Source organism: Haloarcula sp. JP-L23, from assembly GCF_011602445.1.
Taxonomy (GTDB): domain Archaea; phylum Halobacteriota; class Halobacteria; order Halobacteriales; family Haloarculaceae; genus Haloarcula; species Haloarcula pellucida.
Genome location: NZ_CP050014.1, coordinates 2,274,323 through 2,294,069, shown reverse-complemented (window position 1 = coordinate 2,294,069; position 19,747 = coordinate 2,274,323). Strand labels below are relative to the sequence as shown.

Annotated in this window: 17 protein-coding genes and 2 tRNA genes; 12 read left to right on the top strand and 7 right to left on the bottom strand. The window is 65.1% G+C overall.

The features are described 5' to 3' along the window. Window positions 1–88 precede the first annotated feature (88 nt). The 4 genes from G9465_RS11705 to G9465_RS11690 all read left to right on the top strand — a co-directional run bounded on the left by G9465_RS11705 (window position 89) and on the right by G9465_RS11690 (window position 5,135). Entirely contained in the window at window positions 89–3,196 is a 3,108-nt protein-coding gene (locus G9465_RS11705; RefSeq protein WP_166970153.1) for an FAD-binding and (Fe-S)-binding domain-containing protein, read from the top strand. A gap of 49 nt (window positions 3,197–3,245) precedes the next feature. Continuing rightward, the gene (locus G9465_RS11700) at window positions 3,246–4,391 is read left to right on the top strand and encodes a hypothetical protein (RefSeq protein ID WP_166970151.1); all 1,146 of its coding nucleotides are present in this window, start codon (window positions 3,246–3,248) and stop codon (window positions 4,389–4,391) included. 67 nt (window positions 4,392–4,458) lie between these two features. Then, a tRNA-Glu gene (locus G9465_RS11695) sits at window positions 4,459–4,533 on the top strand. 65 nt (window positions 4,534–4,598) lie between these two features. Continuing rightward, the gene (locus G9465_RS11690; protein WP_166970149.1) at window positions 4,599–5,135 is read left to right on the top strand and encodes a DUF21 domain-containing protein; all 537 of its coding nucleotides are present in this window, start codon (window positions 4,599–4,601) and stop codon (window positions 5,133–5,135) included. Here G9465_RS11690 and G9465_RS11685 read toward each other — a convergent pair. The 5 genes from G9465_RS11685 to G9465_RS11665 form a co-directional block, all read right to left on the bottom strand. Continuing rightward, a complete protein-coding gene (locus G9465_RS11685) occupies window positions 5,119–6,609 on the bottom strand; it encodes an aryl-sulfate sulfotransferase (RefSeq protein WP_227015540.1) in 1,491 nt (496 codons plus the stop codon). The genes G9465_RS11690 and G9465_RS11685 overlap by 17 nt on opposite strands. A gap of 156 nt (window positions 6,610–6,765) precedes the next feature. Then, the gene (locus G9465_RS11680) at window positions 6,766–6,951 is read right to left on the bottom strand and encodes a hypothetical protein (RefSeq protein WP_166970145.1); all 186 of its coding nucleotides are present in this window, start codon (window positions 6,949–6,951) and stop codon (window positions 6,766–6,768) included. 65 nt (window positions 6,952–7,016) lie between these two features. Then, window positions 7,017–8,198, bottom strand: coding sequence for a bifunctional sugar-1-phosphate nucleotidylyltransferase/acetyltransferase (gene glmU, locus G9465_RS11675; protein WP_166970143.1), 1,182 nt, complete (start codon window positions 8,196–8,198; stop codon window positions 7,017–7,019). A gap of 226 nt (window positions 8,199–8,424) precedes the next feature. Beyond that, window positions 8,425–8,499 (bottom strand) — tRNA-Glu (locus G9465_RS11670). Window positions 8,500–8,649: 150 nt separating this feature from the next. Further along, entirely contained in the window at window positions 8,650–10,614 is a 1,965-nt protein-coding gene (locus G9465_RS11665) for a 3-hydroxyacyl-CoA dehydrogenase/enoyl-CoA hydratase family protein (protein WP_166970141.1), read from the bottom strand. Between the two features lie 114 nt (window positions 10,615–10,728). On the opposite strand from G9465_RS11665, the gene G9465_RS11660 reads away from it, so the two are divergent. The 3 genes from G9465_RS11660 (at window position 10,729) to G9465_RS11650 (ending at window position 13,133) form a co-directional block, all read left to right on the top strand. Further along, window positions 10,729–11,886 carry an acyl-CoA dehydrogenase family protein gene (locus tag G9465_RS11660; protein WP_166970139.1) on the top strand — a complete coding sequence of 386 codons (1,158 nt, stop codon included), beginning with the start codon at window positions 10,729–10,731 and terminating at the stop codon, window positions 11,884–11,886. Between the two features lie 120 nt (window positions 11,887–12,006). Continuing rightward, window positions 12,007–12,447, top strand: a complete 441-nt coding sequence (locus tag G9465_RS11655) for an Hsp20/alpha crystallin family protein (protein ID WP_166970136.1) — start codon at window positions 12,007–12,009, stop codon at window positions 12,445–12,447. Window positions 12,448–12,521: 74 nt separating this feature from the next. After that, window positions 12,522–13,133 carry a DNA-3-methyladenine glycosylase gene (locus tag G9465_RS11650; protein WP_166970134.1) on the top strand — a complete coding sequence of 204 codons (612 nt, stop codon included), beginning with the start codon at window positions 12,522–12,524 and terminating at the stop codon, window positions 13,131–13,133. A gap of 16 nt (window positions 13,134–13,149) precedes the next feature. Here G9465_RS11650 and G9465_RS11645 read toward each other — a convergent pair whose 3' ends face one another. Next, window positions 13,150–14,502, bottom strand: a complete 1,353-nt coding sequence (locus G9465_RS11645; RefSeq protein WP_166970132.1) for a RimK family alpha-L-glutamate ligase — start codon at window positions 14,500–14,502, stop codon at window positions 13,150–13,152. Window positions 14,503–14,631: 129 nt separating this feature from the next. Between G9465_RS11645 and G9465_RS11640 the strand changes: the two genes are divergently transcribed. The 5 genes from G9465_RS11640 to G9465_RS11620 all read left to right on the top strand — a co-directional run bounded on the left by G9465_RS11640 (window position 14,632) and on the right by G9465_RS11620 (window position 19,358). After that, on the top strand, window positions 14,632–15,654 hold the full coding sequence (locus G9465_RS11640) for a succinylglutamate desuccinylase/aspartoacylase family protein (protein ID WP_166970130.1): 1,023 nt from the start codon (window positions 14,632–14,634) through the stop codon (window positions 15,652–15,654). A gap of 185 nt (window positions 15,655–15,839) precedes the next feature. Beyond that, window positions 15,840–16,235 (top strand): succinate dehydrogenase, cytochrome b556 subunit, encoded by a 396-nt coding sequence (gene sdhC, locus G9465_RS11635; protein ID WP_166970128.1) that lies wholly within the window; start codon window positions 15,840–15,842, stop codon window positions 16,233–16,235. Then, on the top strand, window positions 16,235–16,600 hold the full coding sequence (locus G9465_RS11630) for a succinate dehydrogenase hydrophobic membrane anchor subunit (protein ID WP_166970126.1): 366 nt from the start codon (window positions 16,235–16,237) through the stop codon (window positions 16,598–16,600). The genes sdhC and G9465_RS11630 overlap by 1 nt, the downstream gene beginning before the upstream one ends. A gap of 2 nt (window positions 16,601–16,602) precedes the next feature. Next, a complete protein-coding gene (locus G9465_RS11625; protein ID WP_166970124.1) occupies window positions 16,603–17,493 on the top strand; it encodes a succinate dehydrogenase/fumarate reductase iron-sulfur subunit in 891 nt (296 codons plus the stop codon). Window positions 17,494–17,531: 38 nt separating this feature from the next. Then, window positions 17,532–19,358 carry an FAD-binding protein gene (locus G9465_RS11620; RefSeq protein ID WP_166970122.1) on the top strand — a complete coding sequence of 609 codons (1,827 nt, stop codon included), beginning with the start codon at window positions 17,532–17,534 and terminating at the stop codon, window positions 19,356–19,358. Here the strand turns inward: G9465_RS11620 and G9465_RS11615 are convergent. Then, window positions 19,355–19,675 (bottom strand): cupin domain-containing protein, encoded by a 321-nt coding sequence (locus G9465_RS11615; protein WP_166970120.1) that lies wholly within the window; start codon window positions 19,673–19,675, stop codon window positions 19,355–19,357. The two genes, G9465_RS11620 and G9465_RS11615, sit on opposite strands and share 4 nt — an antisense overlap. Between the last annotated feature and the right edge of the window lie 72 nt (window positions 19,676–19,747).

The following is a 19,747-nucleotide window of genomic DNA, read 5'->3' as shown; positions in this document are numbered from 1 at the left end:
TCCGGTGGTTTTCGCCGATGAATTGGGAAGACGCGCTCGGAATGCCTTCGTGCGTCAGGTTAACGTCGAACCGCTCGAACGTCCGACTATGGATGCTACCGAACAGGGACCGAGCGAGGACCCGGCCGCCGACGCGCGGGCGGACTACGACTATCGGACCGACACCGTGGACCGGCCCGGGCTAGTCGCCGACATCGTCGACCGGGTCGACGGTGACGTACGGTTCGACGAGTACTCGCGACAACTCTACGCGACGGACGCGAGCGCGTACGAGGTGACGCCGGTCGGCGTCGTCTACCCCGAGTCGACGGCAGACGTCGCCGCCGTGATGGACTACTGCGCACGACGGGAGATACCCGTCCTGCCGCGGGGCGGCGGAACCAGTCTGGCCGGCCAGACGGTCAACGAGGCCGTCGTCCTCGACTTCACTCGTCACATGGACGCACTACTCGACGTCGACCCGGACGCTGCCCGCGCCACCGCGCAGGTCGGGACGACACTCGGTGACCTGAACGCCGAACTCGCGCCCCACGACCTGAAGTTCGCGCCGGACCCCGCGTGGGGCGAGAAGTCGGCGCTCGGCGGCGCCATCGGTAACAACTCGACCGGGGCCCACTCGCTGCAGTACGGCAAGACGGACCACTACGTCGAGGAGTGCGAAGTGGTCCTCGCCGACGGGACGGTGACGACGTTCGGCGACGTCGAGGTCGAGACGCTTCGCGAGAACGCCGACACGGACGGCGACCTCGAAGCCCGTATTCACGCCGCCGTCGTCCGCATACTCGACGAGGAGCGAGACGACGTCGCCGCCGCCTTCCCGGACCTAAAGCGGAACGTCTCCGGATACAACTTAGACCGGTTGGTCGCCGAGGCCGAGGGTGAGTACGGCGAGGCCGGGACGGTCAACCTCGCTCGACTGCTCGCGGGGAGCGAAGGGACGCTCGGTATCGTGACCGAGGCGACCGTCTCGCTGGAACCCATCCCCGAGACCAAGTCGCTCGCGCTGCTGGCCTACGACGACCTCATCTCGGCGATGGAGGACGTCTCGCCCATCCTCGAACACGACCCGGCGGCACTCGAAGTCTTAGACGACGTGTTGCTCGACCTCGCCGCAGGGACCGAGGAGTTCGGTGACCTCGTCGACGAGATCCTCCCCGAGGGGACGGGTGCCGTCCTCCTCGTGGAGTTCTACGCCGAGAACGACCCACAGGGCAAGCAGAAGGTGGCGGACCTCCTCACCGACCGCGTCGGTGACCTCTCGACAGAGGCCGTCCCACAGGAGAACGCCGAAGAACTGACCGCCGAGCCGATTCGGGCCTTCCACGGCCGCGAGGCCCACGAGGAAGCCGAGCGGGCACGGTTCTGGAAACTCAGGAAGTCCGGCCTCCCCATCCTGCTGGGACGGACCAGCGACGCAAAACACATCAGTTTCATCGAAGACACGGCCGTGCCCCCGGAGAACCTTCCGGAGTACGTCGCGGACTTTCAGGACCTTCTCGAACGGGAGGGGACGTTCGCTTCCTTCTACGCCCACGCTGGACCGGGATGTCTCCACATCCGACCGCTCGTCGACACGAAGACGCTGGAGGGCGTCGAGCAGATGGAAGCCATCGCCGACGGTGCGACGGACCTCATAACGGCGTACGGCGGGAGCGTCTCCGGCGAGCACGGCGACGGGCGCGCACGCACGCAGTGGAACCACAAGTTGTACGGCGACGACGTCTGGGCGGTCTTTCAGGACCTCAAGCGCTCGTTCGACCCGGACTGGTTGTTGAACCCGGGACAGGTCGTCGGCGTCGACGAGGCGGCCGTCGAGGCGGGCGAAGCCCCGCCCCGGGCCCGCACCGTCGACATGACGGAGAACCTGCGGTTCTCGCCGGAGTACGAGTTCGAGTTCGACTTCGACCCGCAACTCTCGTGGGACAACGAGAACGGGATGCAGGGGATGGTCGAACTCTGTCACGGCTGTGGCGGCTGTCGCGGCCCGCAGGAGACCACCGGCGGCGTGATGTGTCCGACCTACCGGGCGGCCGACGAGGAGATAACCGCCACGCGTGGCCGTGCGAACATGCTCCGGCAGGCGATGAGCGGCGACCTGCCCGACGACCCCACGGACGACGAGTTCGTCTCCGAGGTGATGGACCTCTGTATCGGCTGTAAGGGGTGTGCCAAGGACTGTCCGAGCGAGGTGGACATGGCGAAACTCAAGACGGAGGTCGAACACGCCCACCACCAGAAACACGGCGCGAGCCTTCGCGAGAAGGTGTTCGCGAACGTCGAGACGGTGAGCAAGGTCGGGAGCGCGCTCGCACCCGTCTCGAACTGGACACAGAAGCTTCCGGGGAGCGACTACCTCGGGGAGAAACTGCTCGGCATCGCCAGCGAACGCGACCTACCGACGTTCGAACGGGAGTCCTTCGAGGACTGGTGGGCCGACCGCGGACCGCAGGTGTCCGAACGGGACGCCGAACGGACGGCACTGCTGTTTCCCGACACCTACAACAACTACAGCCACCCCGAAGTCCTGCAGGCCGCCGTCGAGGTGCTGGAAGCCGCCAACGTCCACGTACAGGTTCCAGAGGACGTTGCCGACTCTGGACGGGCGCCCTACTCGAAGGGGTTCGTCGACGCCGCCCGCGACCGGGCAGCGACAAACGTCGAGGCCCTCGAACCGAAGGTAGCGGAGGGCTGGGACGTCGTCGTCGTGGAACCGTCTGACGCCGTGATGTTCCAGTCGGACTATCTGGATCTGCTGGGCCACGACCACGACGGGGCGAGGACGGTGGCGACCAACGCCTTCGGCGTCTGTGAGTACCTCGACCGGTTCGCGCTGGACGCGAACGTCGACTGGGCAGACTCGTCGGCGTCGCTGACCTACCACGGCCACTGCCACCAGAAGGCGACGAAGAAAGACCACCACGCGGTCGGCGTCCTCCGGCGTGCCGGCTACGCCGTCGACCCGTTGGACTCTAGCTGTTGTGGCATGGCCGGCAGTTTCGGCTACGAGGCCGAACATTACTCGATGAGTAAGGCTATCGCCGGTATCCTCTACGACCAGATAGCCGACAGCGACGGGGAGGAAGTCGTCGCGCCCGGCGCGTCCTGTCGGACACAGATAGGTGAGCGGCCGGCCGGCGAGGAACCCCCACATCCAGTGGAAAAACTCGCAGACGCCGTCGGTCCGACGAAGCGATAGCACCACTATTCATAGCGCTTTTATGCTGTCCTCGGGTCATACGACGTAGATGTCTCGCGCGGTCGCCGTCGTCGTCACTCTCCTGCTGACTACCAGCCTCGCCGCTGGCCCCGCACTCGGGTCGCAGCCGTCCACACTCGTCCAGACTCCCGACGGGTTCGAAGAGACCACGTTCCGGATCACCGTCTACGAGAACGGCTCTGCGACGTGGGCCATCGAACACCAGACGCCGCTGACCAACGAGACGGAGGAACAGCGCTTCGAGGACTTCGCTCGGAACTTCGAGCGGAACGAGACGGCGTTGTACGTCAACTTCGTCGAGCAGGCCGGCCTGCTCACCCAGTACGGAGCCAACGAGACTGGACGCCAGATGGACGCCCGGAACTTCCACCGCTCGGCGGCGGCGAATCCGGTTCAGAGCACTGGCACCGTCCGCATGGCGTTCCTGTGGACGAACTTCGCCAACGTCTCGGATGGCCGTGTCGTCGTCGGCGACGTGTTCGAAGGCGGGTTCTACATCGCCCAGAGCCAGTCGCTCGTCTTCGAGCGCGGGCCGTCGCTGGCGTTCGCACAGGTCCGTCCGACGCCGGATGCACGGAGTCAACCCGACTCGCTGGCCCGCAGCGAGAGCGTCAGTTGGATGGGCGAGCAGTCTTTCGGTGACCGCCGTCCGTACGTCGAACTCGGACAGCGGTCCGCCGTCCTCGACGGCGACACGACGGCCCAGACCGACGCGACGACGACCGTCGGACCCAGTTCCGAGAACGGGATGTGGCCACTGGCCGTCGTCGCGATAGTCGTCGCGCTCGGTGCCGTGGCCGCCGCTGCGTGGCGCTCCGGGGCCGCGGCGGCCGCACTGGGCGACGACAGTGGGGAGACGGCTGCCGAATCACCCACCGACCCAGAGCCCTCCACGGAGGAACGCGAGCAACCCGCCCCCGAACCCGCAGTCTCCGACGAGGAGTTGCTGAGCGACAGCGACCGCGTCATCAACCTCCTCGAAGAGAACGGGGGTCGGATGAAGCAAGTCGACATCGTCGATACGACCGACTGGTCGAAGTCCAAGGTCAGTATGCTCCTCTCAGACATGGAGGAGGACGGCGACATCAGCAAACTCCGAGTCGGCCGCGAGAACATAATCAGCCTCTCCGGACAGGAGCCAGACGCCGCCGGTTCGCCGTTCGACGAGGAGTGAGAAACCCACACAGGGCGCTCCCGAAACGCAATCATTATACGTTCCACCACCCTCCGATTCAATGTACGCTCCGTTGGTGTAGTCCGGCCAATCATATCACCCTCTCACGGTGATGACTAGGGTTCAAATCCCTGACGGAGCATTCTTCGACTCTCGTCTCGTCCAGCAGTGCGCCGGTTCTTTGCCGTCGGGGGTGCGAGGACGCGTATGTCCACACATCTCCTCCCGACGCTCGGAATCGTCGTCGCGCTGCTCGGGTGTAGTGCCTTCTTCTCCAGTAGCGAGACCGCGCTGTTCTCGCTCTCGCGGGAGTGGGTCGCCGAAGCGGCGGCTACGGACCCGCGTGCGGCGGCCGTCGAAGACCTACTGGCCGACCCACACCGACTGCTCGTGACGATTCTCGTCGGAAACAACGTCGTCAACATCGCTCTATCGAGTCTGCTGACGGCGCTGTTCGTCGACCGATTCCAGTCGGGGACCGCCGTGGTCGTCACGACAGTCGTCGCCACCAGCGTCATCCTCGTCGCCGGCGAGATAGTCCCGAAGTCCTACGGTCTCGGCCACGCGCAGTCGTTCGCACTCCGGGTCGTGCGTCCGCTACGATACGTCGAACTCCTCCTGTACCCGGTGGTCACCGTCTTCGATGTCCTCACCCGAACGGTGGCGGCTGGCCTCGGTGGCCAGCAGGCCATCGAGCAGGCGTACGACGACGAGCCACCGACGGAGACTATCGACGACGGATAGCCGCGAAGGCACGGCGACCCACGACTGTCGCTCGTCGTGCGAGTCCCGCCAGCGAGTACTGCGACCAGTAGAACTCCGAGACGCTCCAGACGATGCCGGTCGAGACGGCGGTGGTCGCGAACGCGAGGTCGCTGAACCGGACCCACGAGGGGGCGACGTACAGCGCACCGTTCGCGAGGAGACTCGGGACGAGCGTCTTGAGGCCGAGCCAGAACCGGTCGGCGAGCGACCGACGGGGTTCCGACCCCGAACCGACGCCAGACGCGTTCGTGACGTTCGCGACGACGCTGGCGGCGTCGCCGGGCCGCTCGCCCACGACGGCACGATACGGCGCGGCGGGGCCGCCCGAACTCTCGTCGCCGGTGCCCAGTCGCTCGACGTCGTAGGGCATCCCGACGTCGGCGCTCCAGACGACGGTGTCGTTTACGCCCACTTCGGCGACCCGGTCGCCGTGGGAGTCGACGACGAGCGTGTTCCCATCGGGGAGCCGGTCGGCGTCGCGGGGCCACTGGAGGCGGACGTCACGCCACTTCCAAGTCCGGTTCCACCCCTCGGCCGTGCGTTCGTACTCGACGATGCGGCCGTTCTCCGAGTCGGCGACGAGGACCGCCGGGCCGCCGCGGTCGGCGGGAATGTAATCGGGATTGTGCTGTTCGTAGAGGACATCGTGGTTTTCGGCCGTCCCGAGCGTCCGACTCTCGTTGACCGCCCATCCGTCGGGGCCGGGTTCGAGGAAGACGACTTCGTCCATGTTCCGGGGACTGACCACGACGCTCCCGTCCGCGAGGGCCTCCACGTCGTTGATGTGCGTCCAGTCGCCCTCGGAGCCACCCTGCTCGCGGTCGTAGTGGGCGGACGCGTTCCAGCGCCACGCGACGCTTCCGTCTCGCGTATCGACGGCGTAGACGCCGTCGTCGACGATGTCGGCCACGAGGAGGTGCGTCTCGTTGATTCGGTCGACGTCGTGCCAGCGGGCGGAGTAGACGCGCTCTGTCACCTCGCTGTAGACCTGCTCTTCCTCCCCGGTCGTGAGGTTGACCCGCGTGACGACGTTGCGGGTACAGGGCTCGCCACCGACCGGGCCGCAGGCGTCGCCCGTCAGGTGCTCGGCGGCGATGTACTCGACGGTGTAGCGTTCCGCTTCGACCGGGTCGACGTCGAAGTAGACGCGGTAACGGTCGTCGTAGTACACGACGGTTCCGTTGGCGAGGAACGCGGCCAGTTCGGCCCGTTCGTCACTGACGTAAAACCCCTGTGTCGCGACGACGGTGACGTTCCGGTCGAGCGTCGCGACGGCTTCGGTGACGCGCGGCGTCGACCAGTTCTCACCGCGCGTCGGTCGGTCGCTCGCCGATTCGAAACGCGACTCGACGTCGAGCGTCTGGCCGGTCGTCAATACTGTCGACACGTGGGCGGGGCTGTTCGAGTCGGTCTGTGCGGTCTCCGTTGCGTCGGCGACACCCGTCGTAGTCACGTAGGAATGTCCGACAGCGACCGTCGCGGAGAGGAGTATCGCCAGGAAGGCGACGCGGGCGACCGCACTACCTCGTCGGCACATATGTCATCTGGTCGCCAGAGCGAGCCACCGCACAAAAGGCCTTCTGTAGACGCTAGCCGGGATCGAAGTTATCTACGCACCGTCCCACTGTTGTCGACACTCGTCGTCACAGAAGTGTGCGGTCTGGACGCTGTCGTCCTCTATCCATGTGATGACGCGATGGGTCACTTCGTTCGCAATCGCCGCGCCACATACCTCACAGTTCGGTGCATCCGCCTCGTCGATGTCCTCGTGGTGATCTGAAGTCGGGTCGACCATCTTACCTGAGGGTCGTTTTCACCCTACTTAATCCCACATAATCGGCGCGCGCTCTCGGGTGTGCGTCAGCGGTCGCGCGTGACGCTCTCGCCCGGGGCCGTCGTCGCACCGGCCGAGAGGACGACGCCGGCGTTGAGGCTGGTATTGATGCCCGTGTGGACGCCGTCGCCGGCGACGATGCCGAACTTCCGCCGCCCGGTCGAGACGCGGTCGCCCTTGACGGTTATCTTCACGTCGCCGCCGTCGTGGCGGAGGTTCGCTACCTGCGTCCCCGCACCGAGGTTCACGTCGGTGCCGAGGACGCTGTCACCGAGATAGGAGACGTGCGGGACCGCCGAACCGGCCATGACGACGCTGTTCTTGACTTCGACGCCGTGACCCACGTGCGTGTCCTCTCCCAGCACCGTCGCGCCGCGAACGTAGGCGTTCGGGCCGACCTCGGCGCCAGAGCGGACGAGAACCGGACCCTCGATGGTGACGCCGGGTTCGACGACGGCGCCCTCTTCGACGACGACGGTCCCGCGCAGGTCGGCGTCGCCGCGAACCTCGCCGTCGACGCGGCGGGTCATCTGGTCGAGTTTCCACTCGTTGGCTTCGAGCAGTTCCCACGGGCGGCCCACGTCTAACCAGCGATCTACCTCGACGGCCGTGACCGACCGCTCCTCGATGACCCGGGCTAGCACGTCGGTGATCTCGTGCTCGCCGCGGTCGCTGAGCGGGACGTCGAGCCAGTTGCGCGCTTCGGCGGGGAAGACGTACGCGCCGGCATTGGCGAGTCGCGTCGGCGGGTCCGCGGGTTTCTCGACGATGCCGGTGACGCGGTCGCCGTCCGTCGAGAGGACGCCGTAGTTCGAGGGGTCGGGCACGCGGTACGCGGCGATGGAGGGGGCCGCATCGAACAGCGCCGTGAGGCTCGCCTCGTCGTAGAGGTTGTCCCCGTTCAACACGGCGAACGGACCGTCTATGTACTCGCTCGCGGCGTCGACGGCGTGGGCCGTCCCGAGTTGCTCCTCTTGGACGGCAAACGAGACCGGGCGCCCGCGATAGGAGTCGCCGAAGTACTCTCTGACGGCGTCGGCCTCGTACCCGACGACGAATATCAGTTCGTCCGCGCCGGCCTCGATGGCGGTGTCCGCAGTGTGTGCGACGAGGGGTCGGTCGGCGACAGGGAGCATCGGCTTCGGCGTGTTCACGGTCAGCGGCCGCATCCGTGTCCCTTCGCCGGCCGCGAGTACGATTGCTTGCATGGTTTAGCGCTGGCGCCCGCCGGAAAAATAGCTACTGGCATCCTAACCCGGCCGTGTCACTGGCCCTCTCGGGATATTATCCCACGTCTAAACTGGAGTCACGTGCGGCACCTTGACGAGCAAAAATGCCGGAATCAGTCGCGTATCCCTCCGCTACGCCGAATGAGAACCGTCTCCGACGCATATCCCAGCGTCGTCACTTCCGAACTCGTTCGCGGCAGGAATGTGCTCGGTATGGGATTTGAACCCATGTCCTCGGCTCGAAAGGCCAAGATGATTGGCCGGACTACACCAACCGAGCGCATTCCTGCGTTTCGGGTGCTCCAATTTAACCCCATCGAAATACGAGCTATCTGTGGCGCGGTCACACGGTACGTCCGGACCGCATAGCTGGTCACGCAGGAACCAAGCCCTGAATCGGAAGCAGAACGATCAGCGAGGTGGTCTGGGCTTACTTCCCTTGGAACTCGGGGTCGCCGTCACCCATGAACGCCGTGATGCCCTCCATTACGTCCTCGGTGCCGATGAGGTGGCCGAAGGCCTGTGACTCGACTTCGAGGCCGGCGTCTTTGTCGTCGCGGCCGGCGTGCATCGCACGTTTCGTGAACTTCTGGGCGACCGGCGGCCCGGCCGCGAGGTCCCGGGCCAGTTCGAAGGCCCGGTCCGCCAGTTCGTCGTTCTCGACGACTTCGTTGACGAAGCCGTAGTCGGCCATCTCCGCGGCGTCGTAGCGCTCGGCGGTGAAGATGATCTCCTTCGCGCGGCCTTCGCCGACGATGTTGGCGAGGCGGACGGTACCGCCCCATCCGGGCAGCAGACCGAGGTTGTGTTCTGGTTGGCCGAGCTCCGAGCGTTCAGAGGCGACCCGGAGGTCGGCACACGTCGCCAGTTCCATCCCGCCGCCGAGCGCGTAGCCGTCGATGCCGGCGACGACGGGCATCGAGCACTGCTCCAGTTTGCCGAACGTCTCTTGGCCCTTCTTCGAGAGTTCGACGGCTTCCAGCGGCGTCGCGTTCGAGGCCATCGACTGGACGTCGGCCCCGGCGGAGAACGCCTTCTCGCCAGCCCCCGTGATGAGAATGGACCGCACCTCGTCGTCGTCCTCTAGCAGGTCGATGGCCTCGCTCAGTTCGTCCATCAGGTCGGGACTGACCGTGTTCATCCGGTGTGGACGGTCCAGTACGATGTGCCCGACCATCTCGCCCGGATACTCGAGAGCGATGTTCTCGAACTCGGCGGCCGTCTCGTCGTCGCTGCCGTAGAATCCACCGGACTCGGCGGCCTCACGCAGGCCGTAAGAGACGGCGTAGCGGGCCTCGCCGGTCGCATCGTGGACCTCCTCCAGCGTCTCGACGAGCGTGTCGAGACCGGCTTTGTCGGCCAGTTTCGCCGGGCCTTCGGGGAAGCCACCGCCGAGCATCACGGCCTCGTCGATGTCGGCGACTGGCGCGACGTCGTTCTCGACGAGTTTGCCGACCTCGTTGGCCATCACGGCCAGCAGACGGCGCTCGACGTCCTCGCGGCCGGCGTCCGTCGGGATGTCGACGCCGCCGTCCTCGTAGTCGTAGAAGCCCTCGCCGGTCTTCTTGCCCAACTGTTCGTTCTCGACTTTCTCTTCTAAGAGCGGACACGGGGCGTACGGTTCGCCCAGCACCTCGTGCATGTATTCGAGGACGTGCAGGCCGACGTCGTTGCCAACCTGATCGGAGAGTTCGAACGACCCCATCGGGAGGCCCATGTCGAACTTCGCCGTCGAGTCGACTTCGGCGATGGTGGCGACGTCGTCGTGGACCAGCCAACAGGCCTCGTTCATCAGGGGGACGAGGATGCGGTTGACGATGAATCCGGGCGAGTCCTTGCGGACGCGGACGGGCGTCTTATCGAAGTCCTCGGCGAGTTGCTCGATCGTTTCGAGGGTCGCTTCGCTCGTGTGTTCCCCGGAGATGACCTCCACGAGTTGCATCCGCACCGGCGGGTTGAAAAAGTGCATCCCGCAGAACTGCTCGGGGCGCTCGGTGACTTCGGAGAGTTCCGTAATCGAGAGGCTGGAGGTGTTCGTCGCGAAGATGGCGTCTTCTGGGGCGTACTTCTCGACGTCGGTGTAGACGTCTTTCTTTATCTCCATCTTCTCGGGGACGGCCTCGATGACCACGTCGGCGTCGCCGACGGCCGCGTCGACGTCGACCAGTGCAGTGACGCGTTCGAGCGCTTCCTCGGCCGCCTCATCGGAGAGGTGGTCTTTCTCGGCGAGTTTGTTCAGCGACCACTCGATGTTGTCGTAGCCGTTCTGGACGAACTCCTCTTTGATGTCGCGCATCCGAACCTCGTAGCCCGCGAGGGCGGCCACCTCCGCGATACCGTGGCCCATGTTGCCCGCGCCGAGCACTGCCACCGTCTCGATGTCCTCGAAATCCATGACATGTATCCCCACTGTCGGCCCACGTTTCAACGTTTCTCTCGGTGAACAACATCTCTGCAGTTTATTTCGGATTACGAACCATTAATGCGTAGTCACGTCAACACGTCGCACATGGATTTCGAACTGTCCGACGAGCAACGCCAGATCCGAGACGAGGTCCAGCGCTTCGCCGAGAACGAGATCAGACCGGTTGCATCGGAGTACGACCGCGAGGAGAAGTTCCCACACGAGGTGGTCGAAAATGCCGCCGAGATGGGGCTGACGGGGGCGAACATCCCGCTTGAGTACGGCGGCGTCGGCTACGACACGCTGACCAACGCCATCATCGCGGAGGAACTGTTCGCGGCCGACCCCGGCATCGGCCTCTCCATCCAGTCGGCGGCCTTCGGCGCCGACGCCATCGTCGGCTTTGGGACAGCGGAACAGAAAGAGGAGTATCTGGAACCGGTGGCGGCGGGCGACGCCATCATGGGGACGGCCATCTCCGAACCGGACACCGGCTCGGACGTCTCCTCCGTATCCACACGGGCCCGCAAGGACGGCGACGAGTGGGTCATCGACGGCAACAAGATGTGGATCACCAACGGGACCGTCGGCGATTACTTCGTCGTCCTCTGTCAGACCGACCCCGACGCTGAGGGGCGATACAACGGGTTCTCACAGATTCTCGTCGAGGCCGACCGGGACGGCTTCGAAGCGGAGAAAATAACTGGCAAACTGGGTATCCGTGCCTCGGACACGGCCGAACTCGTCTTGCACGACGTGCGCGTGCCCGAGGAGAACCTCGTCGGGACGCGGGGCGCCGGGTTCCTCCAGATAATGCAGTTTTTCGACGAGACGCGGACCGGCGTCGCCGCTCAGGGGGTCGGCATCGCCCGCGGCGCGGCCGAGCGAGCGCTCGAGTACGCACAGGAGCGCGAGCAGTTCGGCCAGTCCATCTCCGAGTTTCAGGCCATCCAGCACAAACTCGCGGAGATGTTCACCGAAATCGAGGCCGCCCGGCAGTTGACCTACAAATCGGCGTGGAGCGTCGACAACGCCGACGACCAACTCACCCAACTGGCGTCGATGGCCAAGGAGAAAGCCTCCCGCGTCGCCGTCGAGACGGCCGACGAGGCGGTCCAGATTCACGGCGGCGCGGGCTACGTCGACGACTTCGACGTCGAGCGGTTCTACCGCGACGCGAAGATTACCCAGATCTACGAGGGGACTACCGAGATTCAGAAGAACATCATCGCACGCGAACTGCTCGGTAAGGGGATGGTCTGAGACTGGGGTCCGACAAAGGGCGGCTTACCGCTCGGACGGACGCGCCGAAACCCGGACGCAGCGAGCTTTCTCGGCGTACTGACTGGCTAACTAAGCACCAGTCACGAGACGATGCCACCGATGACTCGAAAGCTTCCGCTCGACAACATGGAATCGTGGTTCGACCAGATGAGCCGGCAGTTCGAGGAGGCCGCCGAGCGGTGGGGGACGGGGTTCGAATCGTGGACGCCGGAGATGGGGTCCCCCCGCGTCGACGTCGTAGACGAGGACGACGCGTTCGTGGTGACCGCCGACCTCCCCGGGTTCGACAAGGACGACCTCGAGGTGTACATCAGCGACCAGACGCTCGCCATCGAGGCCGACCACAGCCGCGAGGCCGAGGAGACAGACGTCAACTACGTCCGTCGTGAACGGTCACACCGGTCGATCTCACGTCGGGTTCGGCTTCCGGGAAGTGTCGACGAGGAGGACGTCTCGGCCTCGATGGACAACGGCGTCCTCACGGTCCGCATCGGGAAGGCCGAACCCACCACGGACGGCCACCACATCGACATCGAGTAGCGGTCCCAGTACTGGACTGCCCGTCCGAGGGCCGACAGACAGGTTCTTTCTCCGCCAGTCACTACCGTGGGCCGATGACGGACTCGCCACACGAGACGCTCCGCGAGGACCCGGACCTCGGACCGTTGGTCGACGCACACGGCGAACTCACGCTGGACCCTGCGGGCGACCTCTTCGAACGTCTGGTCGTCTCTATCCTCCGGCAACAGGTGTCCATGGCCTCCGCGGCCGCGACGCGAGAGCGCCTGTTCGACGCCGTCGAAGTGACGCCCACCGGTATCCGTACGGCCGACGACGAGGTGTTGCGCGACGCCGGTCTCTCCCGACAGAAGACGCGGTACGTCAACGAGGTGGCGGCGGCGTTCGAGGAGGAGGGGTACAGCATCGACTACTTCGAGGGGCTGACCGACGAGGCCGTCCGCGAGGAACTGACGGCCATCACCGGGGTCGGCGACTGGACCGCGAATATGCAACTGCTGTTCTCGCTGGGCCGCGAGGACGTGTTCCCGGTCGGTGACCTCGGGGTCCGGAAGGGGTTTGGCAACGTCGTCGGCGAGGGGTACGACCGGTCGGAGATGGTCGAGTACGCGAAACGATGGGCACCGTACCGGAGTTACGCCACGCTGTACCTCTGGCGGGCACAGGAGGACATCGCCGAGGGCGTCGCCGAAGTCACAGAAGAGTAGTCGGCCGACGGTGTACTTACTCCAGCGTCTGCTCCTCTTCCTCGGTGTCGGATTCGTACTCGTCGTCCGCCCGACGGTTGACGTTCACCTGATAGTGCTTGAGGATGTCCCGCCCGAGCAACAGCGGGTAGTCCATGTGTGAACGGTCCTCGACGCTGGCCGTGACGGTGTGCTGGGTGCCGCCGATACCGACGACGAGGTCGACGACGGGTCGCGAACGGCCGGATTTGACGCTGCCGGACTTGATCTTCACGATGTCGAGGATGGGGCCGGTCCCGATTTCGGCGGCCAGTTCGGCGTCGATGCTCGTTCGGGTGGCGCCGGTGTCGGATTTCGCGAGTACGGTCTTGTGGCCGCGGGTTCCCGAGACGACGACTTCCTCGATGTAGCCGATGGTGACGTTCTCGGGCATCGTCGAGGTCGGTTTGCGCGGCATCGCGGTTGGTTGGGAGTCGTCCAGTCGGTCGGAGAGGCGCTCGACTTCCGCGTCGTCGACGCTGCCGCCGGCCTTCTCGATAGCACGCTGTGCGATGTACGGCGCGGGGCTGATGCCACAGGCTTTGAACAGCCCTCGGAACCCTGCCGTCGGGTTCACTTCGAGGACGTAGTAGCCGTCTTCGCCCTGTACGATGTCGACGCCCGCGTAGTCGAGGCCGACGGCTTCGACGGAGTCGAGGGCCATCTCCCGAACTTCGGCGGGAAGGTCCTCGGTCATGTCTTCGACTTCCCCACCGAGGGCGACGTTCGTGCGCCACTCGCCTTCGGGCGCATAGCGGTTCATCGCCCCGATGATCTGACCTCCGACGACGTAGACGCGCAGGTCGTGGTGGCGCGTGTCGTCGTGTTCGAGGAACTCCTGTAAGAACGCGTGGCGCTCGCCGACCTGTGCGTTGACTGGTTCGTCTAACTCGACCATCCACGTCCCGCCGCCGTGGGTCCCGATAGCCGTCTTGTAGACGGCCCGGTCGCCGAACCGGCCGCGTTCCTTGTTGAGTTGCTCGGTCGACAGTGCGAGGACGGCGTCGGGGATGCTGATTCCGGCGTCCGCGAGGGCCGCAGCGGTGGCGAACTTGTGGAGTGCAGTCATCGCCGGCGTCGGTTCGTTCAACATCGGCGCCGCCTTGTTGAGCGTTAGCGCGAGCCCCGCACCCTCCATCGGATGCTCGTCACTGGAGAGCAAGAGTCGGTTGGCGATGACGTCCACGTCGGGGTAGAGATTCAGTTCGCCGTCTTCGGTCGTCACCGTGGTGTTCTCCTCTCGGAGCCACTCGGTGTCACAGCCCATCTCTTCGGCGGCGTTCAGAATCGCCTTCGTCTCCTTGCTAGAGTGGAGACTGAGAACACCGACCGTGATGTCTTCGGTACGCATACCGCGGTAGTTCTGAGGGCGTCAGCAAAACCCTGATGGGTCGCTGGCCTGCGAGTGTGTCTCTCCCGAGCGATGGCGTGGCAATCGTTCGCCAGACACCCTTTTACCGGCCGTCGTGTTTGTACGGGCATGGACGAGGCCGAACCGTTCACCTACGACGGTGGACGGGTAGACCCCGGCGAGACACAGAACGTCCGGTACACGGTCAGCGAGACGTACATGGGCGACCCGGTCCGGATTCCGGTCACCATCGTGAACGGCGAGCGCCCGGGTCCGACGGGCTTCCTCTCGGCGGCGGCCCACGGCGACGAACTGAACGGCATCGAAGTCGTCAGAGAAGTCGCACACGAGTGGAACCACGAGCATCTGGCGGGGACGCTGGTCTGTCTGCCAGTCCTCAACGTCCCGGCGTTTCTCGCACAGGAGCGGTACCTCCCCATCTACGACCGGGACCTCAACCGCTCGTTCCCGGGGAACCCCGACTCGACGAGCGCCAAGCGGATGGCCGACCGCATCTTCCGGAACTTCCTCGAACCCTGTGACTTCGGACTGGACTTTCATACGTCGACGCGTGGCCGGACCAACATGCTCCACGTTCGGGCCGACATGGACGACCCCGCGGTAGCGCGAGTGGCGAAGGCTTTCGCGTCGAACGTCATCATCTCCTCGGAGGGTCCGTCGGGGTCGCTCCGTCGGGAAGCCAGCGCCGTCGGTGCCTCCGCAATCACCATCGAGATGGGCGAAGCACACCGGTTCCAGCGACCGCTCATCGACAGCGCGCTGGAAAGCGTCCGCTCCGTGCTGGCCGAGTTCGGGATGCTCGCCTCGGAAGTCGTCCAGTGGCCGGGGTGGCGAACCGTCATCGAGAACAGTGGCGAAAAGACGTGGATACGCGCCGACGCCGGCGGACTGGTCGACATGCACCACCAACGCGGTGCCCTCGTGTACGAAGGCGACGTCATCTGTACCATCGCGAATCCGTTCAAGACCGAAGACACGACAGTCCGGGCGCCGTTCACCGGCCTCCTCGTCGGTATTCTCGAGAACCCACTGGTCTATCCCGGGAACCCGCTCTGTCACCTCGTCCGACTCGACGAACGGACCCGCCGGGCACTGGAGCGGACACGGGAGTTCCCAGACGAGAGCCTGTGACGGGGCCCGTATCGACACCGGACCCATCGGTTCGAGCCAGCGGTGTACACGCCGACGTCAGCCCACGCCGAGGCCGCCCGAGTCGGGCCGCGAAAACCGGTCAACGAGCGAAGATATTCGGCGATTCCGGCGATACACGCACGCGGTAGTAACTACTATTTGTCCCCGGACTAACCCCCCAGTGTATGAGTCAGTCTTACAATCGCGGCACCGTCGAGGACTTCGGACGGTGGCGGGAGTTCTCGGCCGGGATGTGGGCCTGGATATTCCACAAGTTCACCGGCTGGGTGCTCGTGGGCTATCTGTTCACCCACATCGCCGTCCTCAGTACCTCGCTCGGTGGCTCCGAACTCTATACGAACACACTGCAGGGGCTCGAAGCCCTGCTCGTCGTTCGCTTCCTCGAGGTCGGCCTGCTCGCCGTCGCCGTGTTCCACATCCTCAACGGCATCCGCCTGCTGATGGTCGACCTCGGTGTCGGCCTCGAAGCACAGGACAAGAGCTTCTACGCGTCGCTCGTCCTGACCGGCGCTATCGTCGTCGCAAGCATTCCGACGTTCCTCGGGGGGCCGCTCGCATAATGGCAGAACACTACTCCTCCTTCGAGCGGGGTGGCCGCCGCTGGCTCTTCCAGCGGTTGACGGCCGTGTTCCTCATCGGCGTCCTCGCGTTCCACTTCATGCTGTTGCACTTCGTCAACCACGCCGCCGACATCACCTTCGCCGGGACGCAGGCCCGTATGGGGCAGTGGAGCTACTTCGCCACGATGTGGCTGTTCCTCGTCACGGCGACGTTCCACGGCGTCAACGGCGTCTACAACGCCCTCATCAATCAGGGTATCAGCGGCTCACAGAAGACCGCAGTCAAGTACGTCCTCGTCATCGCGGGGCTCCTCCTCGTCGCACAGGGCACGCGGGTCGCACTCGCGATGAACGGGCTGATCTAACAATGAGTACACAGATCGAACAACAGGAGACGGAGACGGAGGCCGAGGAAGAAGAGACCGAACCGGCGGTCGAATCGCCCGGCGACCAGCGTCGGGCGACCAAACGCCAGCGGCAGGCCGAGCGGGAGGCCGAGCGGGAGACAGAGGAAGCGAGCCTCGACGACGAGGAGACGGTCTCACTGAAGGTGTTCCGCTACGACCCCGAAGTCGAGGGCAAGCAGGAACCCCGCTTTGACGACTTCACCGTGCCGTACCACAAGGGGATGACCGTCCTCGACGCGCTCATCTACGCGCGGGACCGCTACGACTCCTCGCTGACCTTCCGACACTCCTGTCGACAGGCCGTCTGTGGCTCCGACGCGCTGTTCGTCAACGGCCGGCAGCGACTCGGCTGTAAGACCCAGCTCTCGGAGCTCGACAACCCGGTTCGCATCGAACCGCTCCCCCATCAGGAGGTCGTCAAGGACCTCGTCGTGGACATGGAGCACTTCTACGACCAGATGGAGGCCGTCGAACCGTACTTCGACGCCGACGAACTACCGGCAGACGACTTAGAAGAACAGCGCCAGAGCCGAGAGAACCGCGAGAAGGTCAAGATGTCGACGCGGTGTATCTGGTGTGGCGCCTGCATGTCCTCGTGTAACATCGCCGCCGGGGACAACGAGTACCTCGGTCCCGCGGCCATCAACAAGGCCTACCGCTTTGCGATGGACGAACGCGAGGGGGAGAACCGCAAACAGGAACGCCTCCGCATCATCGAACAGGAACACGGCGTCTGGCGGTGCCAGACCATGTTCTCCTGTACCGAGGTGTGTCCGAAGGACATCCCCCTGACCGAGCACATCCAGGAACTCAAGCGCGAAGCAGTGAAGAACAACCTCAAGTTCTGGTAGTCCTAAGCGAAGCCAGACATACGTTACTACTTCCCACTATGTACGAACACGACGTTATCGTGGTCGGCGCGGGTGGCGCCGGCCTCCGAGCGGCTATCGCAGCGGACGAAGAGGGTGCAGACGTCGCCCTCGTCACAAAACTCCATCCTGTCCGCAGTCACACGGGCGCGGCAGAAGGGGGCATCAACGCCTCTCTCCGGGACGGCGACTCCTGGGACCTGCACGCCTACGATACAATGAAAGGCTCCGACTACCTCGGAGACGCGCCGGCTATCGACACGTTCGCAAAGACGGCGCCCGAAGAGGTCATCCAACTGGAACACTGGGGGATGCCGTTCTCTCGCGAGGACGACGGCCGCGTCTCCCAGCGTCCGTTCGGCGGAATGTCGTTCCCCCGGACCACCTACGCCGGTGCCGAGACGGGACACCACCTGCTGCACACGATGTACGAGCAGGCGGTCAAGCGCGGCATCGAGGTGTACGACGAGTGGTACGTCACCAACCTCGCGGTGACCGACCACGACGACCCCGAAGACCGGGAGTGTCACGGCTGTGTCGCCTACGACATCAAGTCCGGGAAGATAGAAGGGTTCCGCGCCACCGGCGGGGTCGTCCTCGCGACCGGCGGTCTGGGGCAGGCGTTCGACCACACCACCAACGCCGTCGCCAACACCGGCGACGGGTGTGCAATGGCCTATCGGGCCGGCGTCCCGATGGAGGACATGGAGATGATCCAGTTCCACCCGACGACGCTCCCGTCGACGGGCGTGCTCATCTCCGAAGGTGTCCGCGGCGAGGGTGGCATCCTCTACAACGACGAGGAGGAGCGGTTCATGTTCGAGTACGGCTACGCGAACAACGACGGCGAACTCGCCTCGCGTGACGTCGTCTCCCGTGCCGAACTCACGGAGGTCAACGAGGGCCGCGGCATCGAGGACGAGTACGTCGACCTCGACATGCGCCACCTCGGTGAGGAGCGCATCCTCGACCGACTGGAGAACATCCTCCACCTCGCGGAGGACTTCGAGGGCGTCGACGGCCTCGACGAACCGATGCCCGTCAAGCCCGGCCAACACTACGCGATGGGTGGCGTCGAGTGCGACGAGAACGGCGAGACGTGTATCGAGGGGCTGTACGCCGCCGGCGAGACGGCCTGTGTCTCGCTGCACGGCGCCAACCGACTCGGCGGGAACGCCCTGCCCGAACTGCTCGTCTTCGGTGCCCGCGCCGGCTACCACGCCGCAGGCAGGGACATGAAGACCGCGGAGATTCAGACCGGCCCCTCCGCGAAGAGCGAAGACGGGGACGTCGAACCGCCCGTCACTCCCGGGGCAATCGACAGCGGTAGCGAAGACGTCGCCGCCGACGGCGCCGCCGTCGAACCGACCGGCGTCATCGAGAACGCCGTCGAACGAGAGCGCGAACGCGTCGAGACGCTGCTCGAGGAAGACGGCATCAACCACGCCGAGGTCCGGGCAGACGTGCAAGTGACGATGACCGAGAACGTCAACGTCTTCCGCAAGGAGGAGGGCCTGAAGACGGCACTCCGAGACCTCCGAGAGGCACGCGAGGCCTACGAGGACGTCGCCGTCTCGGACCCCTCTCGCACGTACAACACGGACCTCATCCACACCATCGAGACGCGCAACATCCTCGACGTGGCCGAAGCCATCACGCTCGGTGCGCTGGCCCGCGAGGAGTTCCGCGGCGCTCACTGGCGTGCGGAGCATCAAGAGCGGAAAGACAACGAGTGGATCAAACACACCATGCTCGCGTGGAACGACGGCACGCCGGAACTGTACTACAAGCCGGTCATCCTCGAGGGCGACGAAGAGACCTACGAACCGAAAGAGCGCAGCTACTAGGGCGCTCCGACGAGGACGAACTGACTCTCTCCGTCTCCGTTCTGTATCTGTCGTTCCGATTCGGGGTCGATTCTGAGCGCGTCGCCGGCCGTCATCGCTACGTCCTCGCCGTCGACGGTCACGGTGGCCTCGCCCTCGACTAGCACGTACACTTCTTCGTGGTTCTGGTCGGCGTGGTTGTGAGGTTTGCCCGTCCAGCCCGGACCACAGTCGACGACGGTGACGCCCAGTTGCTCACACTCCAGCGGGTCTCGCAGGAAGTGCATCGCGTCGGCGACCGGGTCGGTGTCGGTGTAGTCGACTTTGGTGTAGCTCACGGTGTCACATTCGCGCTGCTCGCTTGAGTAAGTACGGCCGGCACGACCAGAGCGGCGTCGGGACGAACGCGG

What these genes read in the sequence shown, in the direction of transcription:
- G9465_RS11705 (WP_166970153.1), top strand. Translation starts at nt 89, where the DNA reads ATGGATGCTACCGAACAGGGACCGAGCGAGGACCCGGCCGCCGACGCG.
- G9465_RS11700 (WP_166970151.1), top strand. Translation starts at nt 3,246, where the DNA reads ATGTCTCGCGCGGTCGCCGTCGTCGTCACTCTCCTGCTGACTACCAGC.
- G9465_RS11690 (WP_166970149.1), top strand. Translation starts at nt 4,599, where the DNA reads ATGTCCACACATCTCCTCCCGACGCTCGGAATCGTCGTCGCGCTGCTC.
- G9465_RS11680 (WP_166970145.1), bottom strand. Translation starts at nt 6,951, where the DNA reads ATGGTCGACCCGACTTCAGATCACCACGAGGACATCGACGAGGCGGAT.
- glmU (WP_166970143.1), bottom strand. Translation starts at nt 8,198, where the DNA reads ATGCAAGCAATCGTACTCGCGGCCGGCGAAGGGACACGGATGCGGCCG.
- G9465_RS11665 (WP_166970141.1), bottom strand. Translation starts at nt 10,614, where the DNA reads ATGGATTTCGAGGACATCGAGACGGTGGCAGTGCTCGGCGCGGGCAAC.
- G9465_RS11660 (WP_166970139.1), top strand. Translation starts at nt 10,729, where the DNA reads ATGGATTTCGAACTGTCCGACGAGCAACGCCAGATCCGAGACGAGGTC.
- G9465_RS11655 (WP_166970136.1), top strand. Translation starts at nt 12,007, where the DNA reads ATGACTCGAAAGCTTCCGCTCGACAACATGGAATCGTGGTTCGACCAG.
- G9465_RS11650 (WP_166970134.1), top strand. Translation starts at nt 12,522, where the DNA reads ATGACGGACTCGCCACACGAGACGCTCCGCGAGGACCCGGACCTCGGA.
- G9465_RS11645 (WP_166970132.1), bottom strand. Translation starts at nt 14,502, where the DNA reads ATGCGTACCGAAGACATCACGGTCGGTGTTCTCAGTCTCCACTCTAGC.
- G9465_RS11640 (WP_166970130.1), top strand. Translation starts at nt 14,632, where the DNA reads ATGGACGAGGCCGAACCGTTCACCTACGACGGTGGACGGGTAGACCCC.
- sdhC (WP_166970128.1), top strand. Translation starts at nt 15,840, where the DNA reads ATGAGTCAGTCTTACAATCGCGGCACCGTCGAGGACTTCGGACGGTGG.
- G9465_RS11630 (WP_166970126.1), top strand. Translation starts at nt 16,235, where the DNA reads ATGGCAGAACACTACTCCTCCTTCGAGCGGGGTGGCCGCCGCTGGCTC.
- G9465_RS11625 (WP_166970124.1), top strand. Translation starts at nt 16,603, where the DNA reads ATGAGTACACAGATCGAACAACAGGAGACGGAGACGGAGGCCGAGGAA.
- G9465_RS11620 (WP_166970122.1), top strand. Translation starts at nt 17,532, where the DNA reads ATGTACGAACACGACGTTATCGTGGTCGGCGCGGGTGGCGCCGGCCTC.